The organism is Candidatus Binatia bacterium (assembly GCA_036504975.1).
Lineage (GTDB): Bacteria > Desulfobacterota > Binatia > UBA9968 > UBA9968 > JAJPJQ01.
The window spans coordinates 1-18,154 of record DASXUF010000190.1 but is presented as its reverse complement, the minus strand read 5'-3'; the positions used below and the strand labels follow the sequence as shown (position 1 = coordinate 18,154).

The 18,154-nt window shown below is 60.8% G+C and carries 17 protein-coding genes; 14 read left to right on the top strand and 3 right to left on the bottom strand.

The features are described 5' to 3' along the window. The first annotated feature begins 27 nt into the window (after positions 1-27). The 6 genes from VGL70_23010 (at position 28) to VGL70_22985 (ending at position 8,183) form a co-directional block, all read left to right on the top strand. Positions 28-918 (top strand): DUF58 domain-containing protein, encoded by an 891-nt coding sequence (locus tag VGL70_23010; protein HEY3306401.1) that lies wholly within the window; start codon positions 28-30, stop codon positions 916-918. A gap of 7 nt (positions 919-925) precedes the next feature. Next, entirely contained in the window at positions 926-3,040 is a 2,115-nt protein-coding gene (locus VGL70_23005) for a BatA domain-containing protein (protein HEY3306400.1), read from the top strand. Then, a complete protein-coding gene (locus tag VGL70_23000; protein HEY3306399.1) occupies positions 3,033-3,809 on the top strand; it encodes a DUF4159 domain-containing protein in 777 nt (258 codons plus the stop codon). Before VGL70_23005 ends, VGL70_23000 begins: the two co-directional genes overlap by 8 nt. Positions 3,810-3,964: 155 nt before the next feature. Beyond that, the gene (locus tag VGL70_22995; GenBank protein ID HEY3306398.1) at positions 3,965-6,202 is read left to right on the top strand and encodes a glutamine amidotransferase; all 2,238 of its coding nucleotides are present in this window, start codon (positions 3,965-3,967) and stop codon (positions 6,200-6,202) included. 306 nt (positions 6,203-6,508) lie between these two features. Further along, positions 6,509-7,186, top strand: a complete 678-nt coding sequence (locus tag VGL70_22990; protein ID HEY3306397.1) for an MBL fold metallo-hydrolase — start codon at positions 6,509-6,511, stop codon at positions 7,184-7,186. Between the two features lie 28 nt (positions 7,187-7,214). Then, positions 7,215-8,183 (top strand): quinone oxidoreductase, encoded by a 969-nt coding sequence (locus VGL70_22985; protein HEY3306396.1) that lies wholly within the window; start codon positions 7,215-7,217, stop codon positions 8,181-8,183. Between the two features lie 293 nt (positions 8,184-8,476). Here the strand turns inward: VGL70_22985 and VGL70_22980 are convergent, their stop codons facing one another. Beyond that, the gene (locus VGL70_22980; GenBank protein ID HEY3306395.1) at positions 8,477-9,445 is read right to left on the bottom strand and encodes a dihydrodipicolinate synthase family protein; all 969 of its coding nucleotides are present in this window, start codon (positions 9,443-9,445) and stop codon (positions 8,477-8,479) included. Positions 9,446-9,680: 235 nt separating this feature from the next. Here VGL70_22980 and VGL70_22975 point away from each other — a divergent pair, with 235 nt between their 5' ends. Continuing rightward, positions 9,681-10,838 carry an amidohydrolase family protein gene (locus VGL70_22975; GenBank protein HEY3306394.1) on the top strand — a complete coding sequence of 386 codons (1,158 nt, stop codon included), beginning with the start codon at positions 9,681-9,683 and terminating at the stop codon, positions 10,836-10,838. An 11-nt stretch (positions 10,839-10,849) separates the two neighbouring features. Then, positions 10,850-11,977, top strand: a complete 1,128-nt coding sequence (locus VGL70_22970; protein HEY3306393.1) for an amidohydrolase family protein — start codon at positions 10,850-10,852, stop codon at positions 11,975-11,977. 11 nt (positions 11,978-11,988) lie between these two features. On the opposite strand, the gene VGL70_22965 is transcribed toward VGL70_22970, so the two are convergent. Together VGL70_22965 and VGL70_22960 are read right to left on the bottom strand one after the other, a co-directional pair. Then, on the bottom strand, positions 11,989-12,558 hold the full coding sequence (locus VGL70_22965) for a class I SAM-dependent methyltransferase (GenBank protein ID HEY3306392.1): 570 nt from the start codon (positions 12,556-12,558) through the stop codon (positions 11,989-11,991). Further along, positions 12,548-13,963: a radical SAM protein gene (locus VGL70_22960; GenBank protein ID HEY3306391.1), complete on the bottom strand. Its 1,416-nt coding sequence runs from the start codon at positions 13,961-13,963 to the stop codon at positions 12,548-12,550. The genes VGL70_22965 and VGL70_22960 overlap by 11 nt, the downstream gene beginning before the upstream one ends. Positions 13,964-14,083: 120 nt before the next feature. On the opposite strand from VGL70_22960, the gene VGL70_22955 reads away from it, so the two are divergent. The 6 genes from VGL70_22955 to VGL70_22930 all read left to right on the top strand — a co-directional run bounded on the left by VGL70_22955 (position 14,084) and on the right by VGL70_22930 (position 17,987). Then, entirely contained in the window at positions 14,084-15,199 is a 1,116-nt protein-coding gene (locus VGL70_22955; GenBank protein ID HEY3306390.1) for an extracellular solute-binding protein, read from the top strand. 26 nt (positions 15,200-15,225) lie between these two features. Further along, positions 15,226-16,251, top strand: coding sequence for a TAXI family TRAP transporter solute-binding subunit (locus VGL70_22950; GenBank protein ID HEY3306389.1), 1,026 nt, complete (start codon positions 15,226-15,228; stop codon positions 16,249-16,251). A gap of 298 nt (positions 16,252-16,549) precedes the next feature. Next, a complete protein-coding gene (locus VGL70_22945) occupies positions 16,550-16,765 on the top strand; it encodes a type II toxin-antitoxin system HicB family antitoxin (protein HEY3306388.1) in 216 nt (71 codons plus the stop codon). Continuing rightward, complete coding sequence (locus tag VGL70_22940) at positions 16,762-16,956, top strand: type II toxin-antitoxin system HicA family toxin (protein HEY3306387.1); 195 nt, start codon at positions 16,762-16,764, stop codon at positions 16,954-16,956. Before VGL70_22945 ends, VGL70_22940 begins: the two co-directional genes overlap by 4 nt. A 344-nt stretch (positions 16,957-17,300) precedes the next feature. Next, positions 17,301-17,540, top strand: a complete 240-nt coding sequence (locus VGL70_22935) for a hypothetical protein (protein ID HEY3306386.1) — start codon at positions 17,301-17,303, stop codon at positions 17,538-17,540. A gap of 54 nt (positions 17,541-17,594) precedes the next feature. Continuing rightward, positions 17,595-17,987 (top strand): hypothetical protein, encoded by a 393-nt coding sequence (locus VGL70_22930; protein HEY3306385.1) that lies wholly within the window; start codon positions 17,595-17,597, stop codon positions 17,985-17,987. Positions 17,988-18,154 lie beyond the last annotated feature (167 nt).

Sequence of the window (18,154 nt, the reverse complement as noted above, 5' to 3'; positions counted from 1 at the left end):
AGGTACTCTTGGTGTAGAATGTCTCAGATGGCCAACGGCGACCGAAGCTATTTCGATCCTCTCGTTCTCGCGCGCCTCTCGAATCTTTATCTCAAGGCGCGCTGGGTCGTCGAAGGCATCATGTCCGGCATCCACCGGAGCCGGTCCAAGGGATTCAGCGTCGAGTTCGAATCGCACCGCGAATATTCCCCCGGCGACGAGCTCCGCCGCATCGATTGGAAGGCGCTCGGCAAATTCGACCGCTACTTCATCAAGGAGACCGAGGACGAGACCAACCTCCGGGCGACTCTCGTCCTCGACGCCAGCGCCTCGATGGATTACGGCTCGAACGGCGTCACCAAGTTCGAATACGCCTCGATCCTCACCGCCTCGCTCGCCTATCTGATTTTGAAGCAGCAGGACGCCGCCGGCGTCGTGACTTTTTCCGATCGCGTCGAATCGTTCATCCCGCCCAAGGCGAAGCGCGGCTACGTCTTCGAGATTCTCCGCGCGCTCGAAGCGCACCGCCCGTCCGGTGAAACGAACACGGGAAAAATTCTCCAGGAAATCGCCGGCAAGACGAAGCGGCGCGGCCTGGTGGTCCTGGTCTCGGACCTGCTCGACGAGCCGGAGGAAGTTCTCAAGGGCCTGCGGCTTTTCCGCTTCAACGGTCACGACGTCATCGTCTTTCATATCATGGACAGCGCGGAGATCGAGCTTCCGTTCGACGGCAATATCCTTTTCGAGGACCTGGAACAGGCCGATCTCAAAGTCACCGCCGATCCGCAAACCATCCGAGCTGTTTATCGCCGCGTGGTCGATGAATTTATCGATCACCTGCGCAAGGAATGCCACGCGAGCTCGATCGACTATCAGCTCGTCTCGACCTCGACGCCTCTAGACCGCGCGCTGGTGAGCTATCTGAGCTGGAGGGGCTGACCGGCCGATGTCGCTTTTTTTTCTTCACCCCGCGTATCTCTTCGGCCTGTTCGCCGCCTCGCTGCCGATCGTGATTCACCTGCTGAACCGGCGGCGGATCAAAAGGATACGCTTCCCCGCCGTGCGTTTCCTGCTGCTTTCGCAGAAGCGCATCTCGCGCACCAAGCGTCTGCGCCACTGGATTCTTCTCGCGCTCAGAACGTTTGCCGTGCTCGTGCTCGTGCTGCTTCTGGCGCGGCCGATTTTTCAGACCGGCGTCGGCCTGTTCGCCGGCGGCGGAGCCTCGGCCATCGCCGTCGTCCTGGACAACTCTCTCAGCATGAAATGGAGCCGCGACGGCGAGGGCTTCAAGCAGGCGAAAGGCGCCGCCGCGCGGCTCTTCGCGTCTATCGGACCCCACCATCGCGCGGCGCTCATCACGACCAACGCCGCGTCGAAGGAGCCGGCGCGCCTGAAGCGCGAGAAAGAAGTTCTCCTGCGCGACCTGGAAGGCGCGAAGACGGCCGACGGCAGCGCCGACTTCGCCCCGGCCCTCGGCCAGGCCTACGAGCTGCTCCGCGAGCCGGCGGCGCAAAAAGAAATTTGGGTCATCACGGACACGGCGCTGACCGATTGGGACCGCTTCAGCCTCTCGGCCGTCAAGCAATACGATCCGCTGGTGCCGCTGAAAATCATCAAGGTGGGACCCAAGGATGAGCCGCCGAACGCCGCCGTAAAAGAGATCCGGCTGCGCGGACGCGACGTGAGCGTCGGGCTGCCGATCCCCTTGCAGGTCGTGATCGCGAATTTCGGCGACCACGAGATCAAAGACCTGCTCGTGCAGCTTCACATCGACGATCAGCCGCGGGAGCAGAAGCTCGTCTCGCTCGCGCCCAGGAGCGAGACCGAAGTCGCCTTTCAGTTCGTTCTGAAGGCGGCGGGGAGCCATCACGGCTCGGTCACGCTCAAGAAAGAGCGGCTCGCGGGAAACCCGGTTTCTTATTTCACCCTCCAGGCGCAGGACAAGCTCAAGGTCCTGATCGTCGACGGAGATCCGCAAACTTCTCTCGTCCTGAGCGAGACTTTTTTTCTCACCCGCGCGCTCAATCCCGCCGGCGAGAGCGACGGCTCGCCGTTTCTCCCGACGGTCGCCGTCGCCGACGGCCTCGGAACGGTCGCGCTGGATTCCTATCAGGCCGTGATCTTGTGCAACCTGGCGGCGATTCCCGACGCGCTCCTGTCGCGACTGAGGGAGTATTTGCGCCAGGGCGGCGGCCTGCTGATTTTTTTAGGCGACCGGGTTCAGGCCGAGGACTACGACCGCAAGCTGTTTGACTCCTCGCCATCGATTTTGCCCGCGCGCCTCCGCGACAAAAGAATGGTCGCCGCAAGCGGCCCGGAGAAAATCGACAGGATCGAGATCAAGCACCCGGCGCTGGCGCCTTTTTCCGATCCGATCTTATTGGAATCGCTCAAATCGACGCGTGTCATGGGCTATTTCCGCACCGAAGCTCCCGGCGCATCGGCGCTGATAGCGCTCGGCAACGGCGATCCTCTGGCGTTGGAAAAGAGAGTCGGCTCGGGACGGGTCATTCTCGTCAGCACGAGCGCGGACCGCGACTGGAGCGATCTGCCGCTTAAGACCGCGTATCTGCCGCTGACGCAATCGCTGGTGAGCTATCTGCAAGCGGAGAAAAAAGGCTCGTTGGACACGGGCATCGCGGTCGGCGGCGCGAAGAAATTCTCGCTGCCGCCGTCCTACGTCGGCAAGAGCTTGAAAATCACCCCGCCGGACAAAAAGGAACGGGAGGTGAGTCTCGCGGCCGAGAGCGACAACGCGGCGGCCTCTTTCAGCGAAAACCATATCGCCGGAATTTATCGGGTGGCTGCGCCGCCGGCCGCGGACCAGCAAGGAAGCGTGCCGCCGGTTTATCCGGTGAATCCACCGTTTTTGGAATCGCGTCTCGCGACCATCAGCGAGCCGGAGCTTCTGGCGCGGCTCAATCCTGCGCGCGCCGAGATCATTGCGATCGACTCTCTCGACCAAGGCGGCAGCAGAAGCGATCTCTCTCTTCCCTTGCTGCTCGTTCTCATTGTAACCTTGTTATCCGAAGGCTGGCTGGCGCAGCGGTTTTATGGATAGACGCGATTTTCTCCGGCTCCTCTCTTACGGTTGTCTCGCGGCGGCGGGGCTCGCGCCCGCCAAGTCGCCCGCCGGCCAGGCGCAGGAGCGCGAGCGGCCGATCCAGTTCGTCTTCGCCCAGCTCAAGTATCGCGGCGGCGATTGGAACCCGCACGCGCTCGCCGTCCAGCCGCTGATGGAAGAGCTGATGCAACGCACCAGCGTGGAGGCCGCGCCGGCGCGCCGCGAGATGACTCTCACCGACCCCGATCTGTTTTCCCACCCGTTTCTCTACATGTCGGGCAAATACGAGTTCGAGCCGTTCAACCTTGACGAGATCGACATTCTGCGGCGTTTCCTATCCTACGGAGGATTCCTGCTCGTCGACGACGCCCTGGGACAGCCCGGCTATGGATTTGACCAGAGTCTCCGGCGGGAGATGAAGCGGATCTTCCCGGAGAAGGAGTTCAGCCGCTTGCCCACGGCCCATCCGGCGCTGCGGAGCTATTATCTTCTTTGGCGCATCGGCGGCGTCAGGATCGTCCGCCCCTACGTCGAGGGAATCAACATCGGCGCCACGACGCCGGTCGTTTATTGCCAGAACGATCTCGGCGGCGCCTGGGAGCGCGACCAGCTCGGCAACTGGATCAACCCGTGCACGCCTGGCGGCGAGCCGCAGCGGCGAGACGCATTTCACCTGGGAATCAATCTCATCCTTTACGCCATGACGGAGAACTACAAAGACGATTTGATCCACGTGCCTTTCATCCAGCGGCGGCTGTCGAGATAGGAAGGTGCTGTCTTGACTCATGATCCGAACTTCGTGCGCTTCGTGCTCTTCGCCCTCACCCCTTCCCTCTCCCGCGTGCGGGAGAGGGTGAGGGAGAGGGTAGCCTCGCGCAAAGACGCAGAGGGCGCCAAGGGAAAATATAAGGCGATGCAGACATGAGTGAAATGTTTTTTGCCGGCGGTCTGTCCTGGTGGGTCGTAATCGCCGTCGGCCTTGGCGCGCTGGCTGCGGTGGCGTTCCAATTCATCGGCCTCAAGCAGCGCCTCGGCACCCAACGGGCCGCATGGTTGACGCTCCTACGGAGCGTGGTCTATGCCGCGCTGATTTTTTTCCTGCTGAGTCCCGGATTGATCCACAAGCGCGTCACGAAACTCCGCCGGCCGCTGAGCCTCTTGATCGACACTTCGCAGAGCATGGCGCTGCCGGCGGCGTCCGGAAAGAGCCGGCTCGATCTTGTCAAGGAAAAGTTGCTCGGCGGAAACGAGCCGCTGATCGAGAAGCTGGCGCGCGACTACGACCTGCGCGTTTACCAGTTCAACACCAGCCTCGACCCGGTCGCGCCGTCGGAGATTTCCAAGCTCTCGGCCGGAGGACGAGGCACCCGGCTGGTGGAAATTTTGAAAGAAGCGAGCCGCGACGCCGGGCCGCAAGGCGCGATCATAGTCTTCTCCGACGGGATCGCCAACGGAGAAAGCAAGGGAGCGATCGATTCCGGCGCGGTTTCGGCTCCGATCTTCACGGTCGGCTTCGGCGAGAGCCAGGGCTTCGTCGATCTCCGCGTCGCCGACCTCACCGCGCCGGAATTCGCCTTTCGCGGCCGGGAGTTCAAGCTCGACCTCCTGGTCCAGGCCTATGGCCTGGCGGGAAAAACCGTGCCGCTCTACTTCAACCGCGGAAAAAATCTCGTCGCCACCCGCTCGGTCAATATCGACAAAGACGCCTTCGAGCAGCGCATCACGCTCGCCTACACGCCCAAAGAGATCGGCGCGCACAGCTTCAGCGTCAGCGCGGCGGCCCAGCCCGGCGAGCAGATCGCGGACAACAACCACAAGGAATTCCGCGTCGAGGTTCAGCGCGACAAGCTGCGCGTGCTTACGCTTTCCGGCTCGCCCGCCTGGAATTACCGTTTTCTCCGTATGGCGCTCAAGCAAGATCCATTCATCGATCTCGTCTCTTTCGTGTTTCTGCGTACGCCGACCGACGTGGTCGACGTGCCGGAAAGCCAGTTGAGCCTGATTCCGTTTCCGATCGACGAGATCTTCCTCGAAGAGCTCAAAAATTTCGACGTCGTGTTTCTCGACGATTTTTCCTACCGCTCCTATTTCAATATCCAGTACCTCGAGCGCGTGCGCGACTTTGTCCGCGACGGCGGCGGGCTGGCAATGATGGGCGGCATCCGCTCCTTCGACAGCGGCGGCTACGCCGAGAGCCCGCTGCGCGAGGTGCTGCCGGTGGAGCTCGACGGCAAAGGAAGATACCGGATGAAGACACGCGCGCGGGGCATCCTGACCTCGTCGGGCAAGGCGCATCCGATCACGCGCCTTTTGCCGGACCCGCAGGCAAACGAAGAGGCGTGGAAAAAAATGCCGCCGCTGACGAGCCTGAACCTGGTCGCGAGAAGCCGAGGCGAAACGCTGCTGCAAGCGGCCGAGGACGGCGCCGGCGGCGGTCCGCCGTTATTGACGGTCGGCAGGTTCGGCAAGGGCCGTACGCTCGCGCTGATGAGCGACGATATTTGGCGCTGGAGCTTCGGCGCGGTCGGCGCCAGAGAGAGCCCGCAGAACCATCTGAAGCTCATCCGCCACAGCGTGCGCTGGCTCGCCCAGGAGCCGACCTTCGAGCAGGTGCAGATCCGCTCGGTCGGCGGCCCCAGGGCGCCGGGAGAGAAAAGCGAGTTCAAGATCCAGGTCTTGAACGACGACTTCACGCCGGCGGCGCACGCCATCTTAAAGATCGTCGTCACGGGCGCCGAAGGAGAGCAGACGAGACTCGAGGCAAGCGAAGAATCGGAAGGCCAATACCGGGCCGATTTCACGCCCGCCAGAGAGGGCGCCTATCGGATCGAAGCCGAAGCCCAGCTCGGCGGCAAGACGCTCGGCAGAGACCGAAAGAATTTTTCCGTCGCCTTTCCCTACGCGGAGGCGGAAGACGGCAGGCCGCGGCCCGAGCTGCTCAAGCAGATCGCCGAGACGAGCCGCGGCGAGTTCATCGCGGGCGCCGAGCTTAACGCCGCCAGCCTGGAGCGCGTCGCGGCGAAGCTCAATCTTCTCGCTCCCTCGGAGATCGTGGAGCGAACGGAAATTCCGCTGTGGAGCACGCTCACGACTTTCTCGATTATATTGATCCTTTTAAGCAGCGAGTGGTGGCTCAGAAGAAAATGGGGAATGATCTGAGAAAATGATGAATGATGAATTTTGGGTTTTGAATTTCAAGCCGAAAACGTCGAGCGAAAAGTGCAAACGACAATGATACAGAAACTTGAACTGTGCCTCGGTTCAATGTTCCCTCTCCCCTCGCGGGAGAGGGCTAGGGTGAGGGGGCGCCGCACGGTCCGGTCACCCTCACCTCATTCCTCTCCCATCAAGGGAGAGGAAGTAGGCAAGCTCACCGGAATTTTCTTCGCTCTTATTTTAATTGTAAGTTTCCCGAGTCGCGCATTAAGTTTCTGCCACGAGATCGAGGTCGTAAAGGCGCGCGTGATGCGCGCGGCGGCTGCGCCCGGCGCCGCCGTATCGGTCGAATGGCTCGGCCACGCCATGTTCCAGATCGTTTCGTCTAAGGGAACGCGGATTTTGACGGACCCGCACGGACGCGGCGACATGCCTTCGGCCATGTTTCCTCAGAACATCGTCACAGCGAGCCACCCGCATGGACCGCACAGCGCCGTCTGGATGGCCAAAGGGAATCCCGCCATCTTTCATGGCCTCACTCCCAGCGGCGAGAACTGGAACAACGTGCACACGAGCATCCGCGACGTTTCCGTTTATACGGTGCCGGCCTATCACGACAAGAGCCAGGGATTGCAGCGGGGGAAAAACGCCATTTTCGTCTTCCGCGTGGACGACGTGTGCATCGCGCATCTCGGCGATCTGGGCCACGAGCTCACGCCGGCTCAGCTCAAGTTATTAGGAAAAATCGACATTCTGCTCCAGCCCATCGCCGGCGGCATGTTCACCGTAACGGCGACCGAGGCGAGAGAAGTCACCAAGCAGGTAAACCCGAAGATTGCGGTGCCGATGCATTACGACTGGGAAGGAGCGGTGGACAACTACATCCGGGGCAACGGCCGCGTTCGCAGGCTGAGCCAGCCGGTGATGAAAATCTCGAAGCAGGAATTGCCGCAGCCGACCGAGATCGTGGTATTTCCCGTCCCTTGATCTCCCCCCAAAAAAAGGAGCGCTCACAATGAAAGCGGTTCGCGTGCATCAGTATGGCGGCGGCGAAGTCCTGCGTTACGAAGACGTCCCGGTTCCCGAGCCGGGCGCGGGAGAGGCGCGTGTCAAGATCGAGGCGATCGGTGTAAATTTCATCGATGTTTACCAGCGCACCGGGCTCTATCAGCTCAAGCTCCCTTTTACGTTGGGGATGGAAGCCGCCGGCGTGGTCGATCAGGTGGGACCCAGTGTCTCGGAAGTGAAAATCGGCGATCGCGTCGCCTATTCGATGGTGCCGGGCGCCTACGCGGAGTATGCGGTCGTCCCCTCTTCCAGGCTGGTTCCGGTTCCGAAGAACATCGACAGCCGCGCCGCCGCGGCGACGATGCTTCAAGGCAAGACGGCGCATTATCTGACCCGCAGCACTTATCCGCTCAAGAAAGGCGACACGGCGCTCGTCCACGCGGCGGCCGGCGGCGTCGGATTGTTGCTCGTTCAAATCGCCAAGCGTCGAGGCGCGACGATTTTCGGCACCGTCTCTACCGATGAAAAGGCCCGCCTTGCGCGCGAGGCCGGCGCCGATGAAATCATTCTATACACGCAGAAAGATTTTTTAGCCGAAGTGAGGAGGCTGACCGACGGGCGCGGCCTGAATGTCGTGTATGACTCCGTGGGCCAGAGCACGTTCGAGAAAAGTCTCGACTGCTTGAGGCCGCGCGGCTATCTGGTTCTGTTCGGACAGTCGAGCGGCCCCGTGCCGCCGTTCAATCTCGGCACGCTCGCCGCCAAGGGATCGCTGTTCGTGACCCGGCCGACGCTGGCTCATTACGCCATCACGAGAGAAGAATTGCTCCAGCGGGCGAATGATCTCTTCACCTGGATCGCCTCCGGCGAACTCAAGCTCAGAATCGATAAAACCTTTCCACTCGCCGAAGCCGCCGAGGCGCACCGCCAGCTCGAAGCCCGGAAGACGACGGGCAAGGTGTTGCTGATACCGTAAGACTTAGGACGAGATCCTTCACTCCGTTCATCAGGATGACATTTGCTGACTGTCATTCTGAGCGCAAGCGAAGAATCTCTCTGCGACGTTATGCTGTTAGGGGGGTGTCGAGTATCACTACGCGGGCAAACAACCAATTCCCGCGACCGGACTTTCACCGGCTAGACAAGCAACCGTATAGGCTGCATACGAAGAACACGAAGGAAGTGACGCAAAGAGGACAGCGTACCCTACGTAGAGGATGTTTAACGGTGAATTTTCCCGTCTAGCAAGCCGAGGGGCTGAGTCCCGGCCTAGACCGCCAGCTTTCTCTCCCGCGCCGCGCTCCGCCCCGCGAGCGCGCTCAGCTCATCGACAATGCGCGTCATGCTTTGCTCGTAGAGCTTTTGATGCTCCGGCGTGAGCGGCTTGGTCGGCCAGCGCGGGTACTCCTTGACGTCGAGGCCCCGCAGGCGGAGCCCTTCGAGCGTTATCCGCCTCCCGTAAGCGCGGATCGGCGCCATGCGCTCGCCGTGCTCCAGCAACAATACCTGGATTTTCTGCGCCCGCTCCAAGTCCCCGGCCCAAATCGCTTCGATAAGCTCGACGCCCGCTTCCGGCACAGTCACCGGCGTCCCCGCCGCGATGCTCCCTTTCACGCCGATCAGCATGCCCGGCAGCATCTGCGTGATCGGAATGAACAGCACGAACTCGCGCGATAGCACGCGGAGATAGTTCACCGCCTGGTCGATGTTGCCCATCGCGAGTTTGGCGGCGAAAATGTTCGGCGCGGCTTCGCGCAGCTTCGCCATCGTCGCCGGTGAAATCGGGTAGCCGGAGTATTCGGGATTGTTGTAAAGCAGCATCGGCAGCCCCACCGCCTTGTCCACCATCTTGTAGTGCTCGATCAGCTCCCACTCGTTGCGGTCGCTGTAATAGTAAGGTCCTACGACTCCGATCGCGTCGGCGCCGATCTGCTTTGCGTGCAGTCCAAGCTCGATGCTCGTGTAGGGGTCCACCGCCCCGACCTGCACAATAGCCGGGACGCGCTTGTTGACGCGGCGCACGACCGTTTCGGCCACGGCTTTGCGCTGATCGATCCGGCAGGCGGGCCCCTGTCCCTGCGATCCCAGGATAAAGAAACCATGAACGCCGGCGTCGAGATACCAGTCCGTCAGCTTTTCGATCATCGGCAGGTCCGGTTCGCCTTTGCCGTCGAATACCGCCGGGATCGGTATCACCAACCCCTTCACCGTTTTTTTCAATTCGTTGAGTCCCGCCATGGCTTCCTCCTTTTTGAGTTGGGGTGAGATACGTTCTATCTATAGGCAGAGGCAAGCCCATGTCAATCTGGGCAGTGGTTCAGTTTGATTTCGACGACGCATCGTGTAGGGGCAGACCTGTGTGTCTGCCCCTCTCGGACGGGCGACCACGCAGGGTCGCCCCTACAAAATTTGGCAAATTGAACCACTACTCTCAGACTTGCCTGCACGCGAAATTCCGGCTATGTCTTGCCCTATGGAAATCAAACACAAGCTGATCAGCGCGGACTCGCACGCGGCGTTCGATCCCGAGACTTACACTTCCCGGATGTCGGCCGGCAAATGGGACGAAAAAATCCCTCATGTCGTAGAGGTGCAGGACAACGGACAGCGCGTTCACCGCTGGTCCATCTACGGCAAAGTCCATAACGGCAACGTCTGCAACTGCCCCGCGGTCATGGGCGAGCCGTTTCCGACTTATCCCAAGCGGTGGGAAGAGGTTCCGAGGACGGCTTACGACCCGCGCGAGCGGCTAAAGGCGCTCGATGCCGACGGGGTCGACGCGGAAGTGCTCTTTCCCAATCCGCCGGGCGGAACGTTTTTCGAATTCAAAGACCCCGAATTCGAGCTGGACGCCGTGCGCGCCTACAACGACGCGCTCGGCGAGTGGGTGCGCGCCAGCGACCGCTACCTGCCGCTCGCGATTCTGCCGTACTTGAGCGAGCCGAAAACCATCGCGCGCGAGATCAAGCGCGCGGCGTCGGTCGGCCATCGCGGCATCAACTGCCTCGGCGAAGCGCCGAAACGGCTCCCTCACCTTACCGATCCGTACTGGTATCCGGTCTGGACCATTTGCCAGGAGCTCGACATCCCGGTCCACATCCACGGCTCGGCGGGTCTGCGCGCAGGTTCGTCGGTGCGCAAGTGGAGCGGCTACTCGCCGCGCCAGGCCCACTCGGCGATGACGGCGACGTCGGCGGTCACGCCGGCGCAGGTCATTCCGCAGTTGATCTTTTCCGGCCTGACCGAGCGCTTTCCGCGCTTGAAGTTCGTCTTCGCCGAGGCCGGCATCGGCGGGCTCAACTTCGTCCTGGCCGCGTGCGATCACGAATGGGAATCGCGCCGCCTGTGGACCGCGGGCCTCGCCACGCGCCCGAGCGAAACGGTGCGGCGGCAGATGTACGTGAACTTCTGGTTCGAAGCGGAAGGCATCAAGCTCCGCCACGACATCGGCATCGACAACATCATGTGGGAGTCGGACTTTCCGCACGTGGCGTCCTACTACCCGCGCTCATGGCAAGAGGTCGAGCGCGTGCTCGAAGGCGTGCCGCCGGACGATCGCCGCAAAGTGCTCTATGAAAACGCGCTGCGCGTTTACCGCATCGACGCCACCTTTCCGGCGGAAAATAATTGACGGCGGCTTCCGTGCAATTGAAATACGGCTTGATCAGCGTCGACGACCACGTCCAGGAGCCGCCGGATCTCTGGACGAGCCGGCTTTCAAAGAGTAAGTGGGGCGACCGCGTTCCCCGTCTCGAGCGCGCGCCCGACGGCACGGAGCGGTGGCTGGTCGATGGCGAGACGGTCCTCGACGGGCGCGCGGCCAACGCCGGCGCTTTGATGGCCGACCGCAACCGCGAGCCCGGCCGCTGGGAAGAGGTTCCGCCGGCCGCCTATCGGCCGTCTGCGCGGCTGAAAGCGATGGACGATGCCGGCGTCGACTACTCGGCGCTTTATCCGACGGTGGCGGGGCTGGCGGGAGAAGTCTTCGGCCGATTGAAAGATCCCGAGCTGGAGCTCGCCTGCGTGCAGGCCTACAACGACTGGCTGATCGACGAGTGGGCTTCGGCCAGCGAGCGTTTCATCCCGCAGTGCCTCGTGCCGATCTGGCCCGCCGAAGCGACCATCGCCGAGATCCGCCGCGCCGTCGCCAAAGGCCATCGCGGCGTGGTTTTTCCCTCGCTTCCCATGCACCTCCGCGACGTGCCGCACGTGAGCGGACCCGAGTACGATCCGGTCTGGGCGGTCTGCGAAGAGCTGCAAGTGCCGCTCTGCCTTCACGCCGGCGCATCGCCCGAGCTGCAGTACGTTCCGCCTGCCGGACTCGACCCGGCACTGGCCCAGGCCCTGGATGCCGTGACGCGGCCCGTCGCCAGCGTATTCGTGATCTCGCTGCTTTCTTTCTCGCGCGTGCTCGTGCGCCATCCGCGGCTCCGCGTCGTGCTCGCCGAAAGCGCGCTCAGCTGGGGCATGCTGTACTTGGAATGGGCCGACCATCAGTTCGATCATGACGGTCTCGCCCGCGAAGGCTACGAGCTGAAGCCCTCGCAGATGTTTCGCCGCCAGTGCTGCTTTACCTCGTGGTACGACGCGGTCGCGCCGTTCGCCGATTACGTCGGCGCGGATAATATTCTCTGGTCCACCAAGTTTCCGCTGGCAACCTCAAGCTGGCCGCGGACAAAAGAGACGATCGAGCGCTGCATGCAGGGCGTCCCCACGGAAACGCGCGAGAAGGTCCTGTGGAAAAACGCGGCAAGTCTCTACCGGATCTGAATCTCAGCCACTCAGCACTTCCGGCAGACGAGATCTCCCTTTGGAAATGGCAGGAGCACGCAGTCCACTCGCGTATCGGTGCGCGCGCGGTTCAGAAGGTCGGTCTGGACGCGCGGCGAAGTCACGTTGTCGATGACGAGCCACCCGCCGGGCACAAGGCGCGGGACTATCTTCTCGTAGACCTTGGCGTTGTTCTCCGGCGGCTCGATATCCGAGAAGCAAAACGCGATCTCCTCGAAACGGGTCGCGTAATCGAACGCGTCGCCGTGGACGGCCTGAACCGAGCCGGCCGCGCCGGCGCGCGAGATGTTCTCGCGCGCGAGGGCGAATTTGTTTTCGTCGAGATCGACCGTCGTGACCGTGACGCCCTTCGCGCGCACGGCGAGCGACAGCCACAGACTGGAGTATCCGCCGCTGCTGCCGAGCTCGAGGAACACGCCCTGCGGCGCCGACATCGCCAGAAGCGAAAGCAAGCGCCCCACGTCCGTATCGACCGAGCGCAGCCACGGCTGGTTCCGCGCCGTCTCGTCCTCCAGCTCCCGCATCACCCGCTGCATGTCGGCGGAAATGTCATGAAACACTTGCGCCTCCCTCGAGATTTTCGAACGGCACGCTGCGCCGGTTGATCTGCTCTTCGATATCGTCCGGAAAAAGATTCTCTTTCAACATGACGTAGTCGCCGTAAGCGCCGTGCACTGGACCCAGCAGGTTGCGCTCCGCGAGCAGACCGGCCTTGCGCTTGCCGAACTGGGGCAGCTGCGAGCGATATTTCTCGTAGCACTCGTACCAATTGCGCGTGAGCTGCACGTAATAGTCGAGCGGCACCGGCGGCTGCTCGGCTTCCTTGCAGAGCGCCGTCGACGGCTCGCGCCGCCACTGCTGCGGCCGCGGCATGATTCCCCGCGACATCAAGTATTCGAAACAGCCTGTGGTCGAGTCGACCGCTTCGGCAACGGATTGAAAGCCGTGGGGCCGCGCCATTTCGACGCCGGAGACGAAGCTCGGCTGCACGTTTCCCGGGCCGAAGACTTCGACCGCGTCGCACATCCAGCGCACCCAGTTGTCCCATCCGACGCGCTCGGCCTTGCCGGGATTGATCCATTCGAAGAGGCGCCTATCCCACACCTCCATGTTGAAGTGAATGTGGTCGGCGCCGGCGGCTTTGTACCGCGCCACCTCTTCGCGCGGCCGGGCATTGACCTCGAAGGTGATTCTTGGCTTCGCCGTGCTCGCTTTGATGGCGCGGATGTACTCCTCGTAGAAATCCACTTCGCTCTTGCCGTGCAGGGTCTTGGTGATCGTGCCGCCGCTCAGCACGAAGCCGGGCGGGGCGACTCCGAGTCTCCGGGCGTCGCTCGCGACCTCGTCGCACACGCGCACGACATCCGCCACCGATTTTACCGGCGCCTTCAAAGTGAAGTCGCGCGACAGCTTCATCTGCCGGGCGTTCTCGTTGATGTCGCAGAACTTGCACTCTTCCTTCGCGCCCCAGTATTGGCAATTGCGAAAAATCGTAATGAACGCGCCGAAGGCGACGATCTCATGATAGGGAGTGCCGTCCGGCAAACTCTTCGCGTAGTAGTCGGGCGTCTTCGGGAAGCGGACATCAGCTAAGACCCGTCCCCCTGTCGTCATGACAAGGCGGCCGTCGACCACGTCGATCAGGTAGGGAGAGTGAGGAGAAAGCGAAGTTTGAATCGCCACGGGACGCATGCCGTACGGCCCGTTGAGGATGACGAAGTGCTCGGGAACGCGCCGATGCTCGCCCCTCTTGAACTCGGACATCGGCACGAGATCGTAGGAGAACAATCGGTAGGACTTGACCAGCGCGCCTTCGGCGGCCTGGAGCGCGGCGTCGCTGAACCAATGACCGAGGCTCAGAAGATGTTGCTTGAGAATCGTTTCTTTGGGAACGTCGGGGTATTTCTCGAAATACGATTCCAGGACTTCGGGATTGGTTTCGGTCGGCGGCGAGACGTTACCCATTGCGGATCCTGAGGACGGTCAAGCGCGCTTGATTCCTTGACTTCTTATCGACGGAGCCTCTATATGTCAAGCAACATCAACTTTGACGACAAAGCGGGCGCATAAAAGTTGTACTTCCGATTGAAAATTTTCCTATCCCTTGGCGCGCTGGCTTGCTTCGCCCTGCTCGGAGCGGGAGGGTCGCACGCCGGGGAGGCGAAACCGTCCTCCGCCGGCGAATGGGAAAGAACGATAGAGGCGGCGAAGAAGGAAGGCAAGGTGGTCGTTTCCATCCCCGCCAGCGCCGAGCTGAGAAAAGGAATAGAAAAAGTTTTCAAACAGCGCTTCGGCATCGAGGCCGAGCTCAATGCCGGCAGAGCCGCCTCCATCATCACGAAAATCCAGCAGGAGGCGAAGTCCGGCGTGCCATATTTCGATCTTCATATGGGCGGCAGCGAATCGATGGTCACGGGGCTCCTCTCCGAAGGTCTTTTAGCTCCCCTCGAACCGGCGATGATGCTCAAGGAAATCAAAGAGCCGAACAACTGGTGGAACGGGCACATCTGGGTGGACAACGCGAAGCGTTACGTTTACGCCTCGCAGGCCTATCAAGTCGAGAACATCTGGTGCAACTCAGATCATGTCAAGCCCGAGGATATTCGTTCCTTGACCGACTTGCTGAATCCCAAATGGTCCGGCAAGATCGGCTACCTCGATCCGCGTAATCCCGGCGCGGGCGCTTCGATGTGGTCTTTTCTCTGGAAGCTCAAGGGGGAGGACTACTTGAAGAAGCTGGCGGGCCAGAAACTGTTCCTCAGCCGGGACCAACGGGTATTGGCGGAAAGTCTGGCCAAGGGAAAGATCGCGCTGGTCGTCGGCCTTAGTTATTATTCATTGCTTCCGTTCGCCAAAGCCGGACTGCCCGTGAAGTCGGCGCACATTCCGCGCGACGAAAGTTACGTAAGCGGCGGCAGCGGCAACGTGACGATCATCAAAGGCGCTCCCCATCCCAACGCGACGAAGGTGTTCCTCAACTGGTTCCTGGGGCAGGAAGGACAGGAAACCTATTCGCGAGCGATGGGCCAGGGGACGCGCCGCCTCGACGTCGATACCAAATGGTTACAAGAGTTCGGCGTCATTGCCGCAAAAGATAACCTTACCCCGGAGCAGTACACGAAGCTCGAAAATCAGTCGGAAGAAAAAATCCTCAAAGAGCGTGAGCCGGCAGCCGAGCTCGCGCGCAAGCTTCTCGACTGAAAGCTGCTTATTGCCTGTTGCCGCTAATGCCTGTTCAAATAAAACGATACAACGCGGGCATTCAGCGCGCCCGGGGGTTATTGGAATTGGCCTCCGGATTATTCGACAGCGGGCTCTCCTCGGAGTCGTGGAAAGCCGCCGAAGGCGTGCTGCAAACCGATTCTCCCCTCGGCAACGCGCTCAAACTTTCGCTCACGCCCAAGCCGAACGATCGCAAGGGCATCGCCCTCTCTTTCACGACCGGCGGTTTTGGCGCGATCAAAGCGGTCGCCGAAGGCAAGTTTTCGCTCGCGTGGGTCAACCCTTCGGTGCTTTTGACGATGGCCTACCGGGGGAAAGGCCCGTTTCGCAAACGCCTTCCCGTGCGCGCGCTCGCCGTGTTCCCCTCTTACGATGTCATGGGCTTCGCCGTCCGCGAATCGACCGGGATCACGTCCATCTCTCAGATTAAAAAGCAGCGCTTCCCGCTCAAAGTTTCCATCCGGCGGATGGATAAAGCCGCTCGCAAGGACGACTCGACGATGTTCACGGTGGCGGAAGTCTTGCGCGCCGCCGGATTTACGCTGGAGGACATTCGCCGGTGGGCCGGAGAAATTCGTCTAGCAAGCAGGCCCAGCGATCCGGCGCGGCGGTCGGACATTGAAAGCGGCGCGGTCGACGCGGTCTTCGACGAGGGAATCAAAAGCTGGGCGCGCACCGCGCTGGAAAACGGCTTTCGTTTCCTGCCCGTGGAAGGATCGGTCCTGAAGCATATGGCGGCGCTGGGGTACCGGCCGGCCCTCATGTCTAAAGCGCGATTCGAGGGGATGGCCGCGGACGTTCAGACCCTCGATTTCAGCGGCTGGCCGATGATCGTGCGCGCCGACATGCGCGGCGACGTGGCTTACGCGTTATGTGAAACGATCGAAAGGCGAAAGGACTTGATGCCGACGGATAATTATAAGCCGCTCGACGTCGCGCAGCTCTGCGCCAATGACGAAGAGTCGCCTTACGATGTCCCATTGCATCCGGGCGCGGCGCGCTTTTACCGCGAGCGAGGATATTTGAAATAGAATTTGGGCGCGGCAATCGGGGTCGGGCTTTCTTTTCTAGACAATCTTCGATTCCTCACAATCTCCGATCCAATCTTCGATACTGCATCGCCTCGGAGATGTGCGCCGGTTGGATATCTTGCGAGCCTCCCGGGTCGGTTATGGTGCGGCATGATCGGGATCATGAGAAGAGGCGCGAAGATGACCAGCCCTCCCCCGCGAGCCGCTCCGGCCACGGCAATACGATCCGATTAAACCGTCTTCAAATAGTTAGACAGAGAACGGGCCGTGCAGTATACTTCAGTGAGTTGGGGGTTTTATGAAAAATGAGTTTACCGCCATCATCGAACGTGACGGAGACTGGTATATTGCCTATTGCCCTGAGATTCCCGGCGCCAACGGCCAGGGGCGGACCAAGGATCAGGCTCGGGAAAACTTAGCTGAAGCGATTGAACTCATTCTCCAGGACCGACGGGAGGACGCGCTCCGTGGAATTCCGCCCGACGCCATTCAAGAGACGGTTATTATTAAATGAAGCGGAGCACGCTGCTCCAACACCTTCGCAGGCATGGATGCTATCTTAAACGAGAAGGAAGTTCTCACTCGTTGTGGACGAATCCAGGTACCGGTGCTGTGGAAGCAATCCCCCGCCACACAGAAATTCCCAATCGACTTGCCAGAAAAATCTGCCGCAATCTATCGATACCGGAAATTGGCGAGGAATGAATCCTGTCTAAGCAGCGGCTTACAACACGATGGCTAAACCGCTCGCCTCATGCTCGCTTTCTTCGCCACGCCTTAGCCGCATGGCGTCGAATTGAATTTTCCGTCAACTCAATTGAGGAAGCAGGTCGATCCAATAAGCGTCGGGATAGGCGGCCTTGAGCAACGTGGTTTTTCCTGTCTGTCGGGGGCCCCACAGAAAGAACGTCTCCGTTCCCGGCGCCGGCAAGCGCAACGATCGTTTGAACACGCACTTCAAATTATCATGATAATTTGAAGTGTCAATTCAGCGCAGGACTTCGACTTGAATGTCGGGCTGTACGGATTGCAATCGAGGAGGCGAAAAAGTGAAAGACAGCGCTAAGTACGTAAAGATTGTGGAATGGTCGGAAGAAGATCAGTGCTACGTTGGAAGCGCTCCCGGCTTAATTTACGGAGGCTGCCACGGAAGTGACGAAAAGGAAGTCTTCGACGAGCTATGCCAAATCGTTGAGGAGGCAATCGAACTGTACCGAAAGGACGGTAAACCGCTGCCTCCTCCGACTTCCGGGCGTGACTTTGCGACGAAAATGCAGGGTGTTGCATAACAGGCGGATACGATGAGGGATGAGACGGTTGGCGGTGTTCACTGGAGTTTTTGGATGATCGGCGCTGTCGCGCTGATATGGAACGTCATGGGCGTCGTAAATTTCTTCATGCAGATGAATGCCGACACGCTCGCTGCAATGCCCGAATCGGAGCGAGCAATAATCGCCGGCCGGCCCGCATGGGCCACCGCAGCTTTTGCGCTGGCCGTTTTCGGCGGCGCGCTTGGCTGCCTTCTGCTCCTGCTCAGGAAGTCGGCTGCGTACTATTTGTTTATCGCGTCGCTACTTGGCGTGATCGTGCAAACGATCCCTTACCTTGGCATCGCCGGTCCGCCAATCAACTACGGTCCCTTCGAGCTCTCGATGATCATTGTGATGCCGCTGGCGGTAGCGGCGTTTTTGATCTGGTATTCGAAGCAGGCCGAGAGAAAGGGATGGATCAGTTAGCGCTACCCTCAAGGAGCGAGATTAATGGTTCGCGTCCGGGTGGCCCCAGGCGGTTGCCCGCCCGAGGCTCCCACAGACCCGTACGTGCATTTTTGATGCATACGGTTCCTCGGATCATGGTCTCGCTGCGCGAGAATCGCGCACCCTATGCCGAGCAAACTTCGACT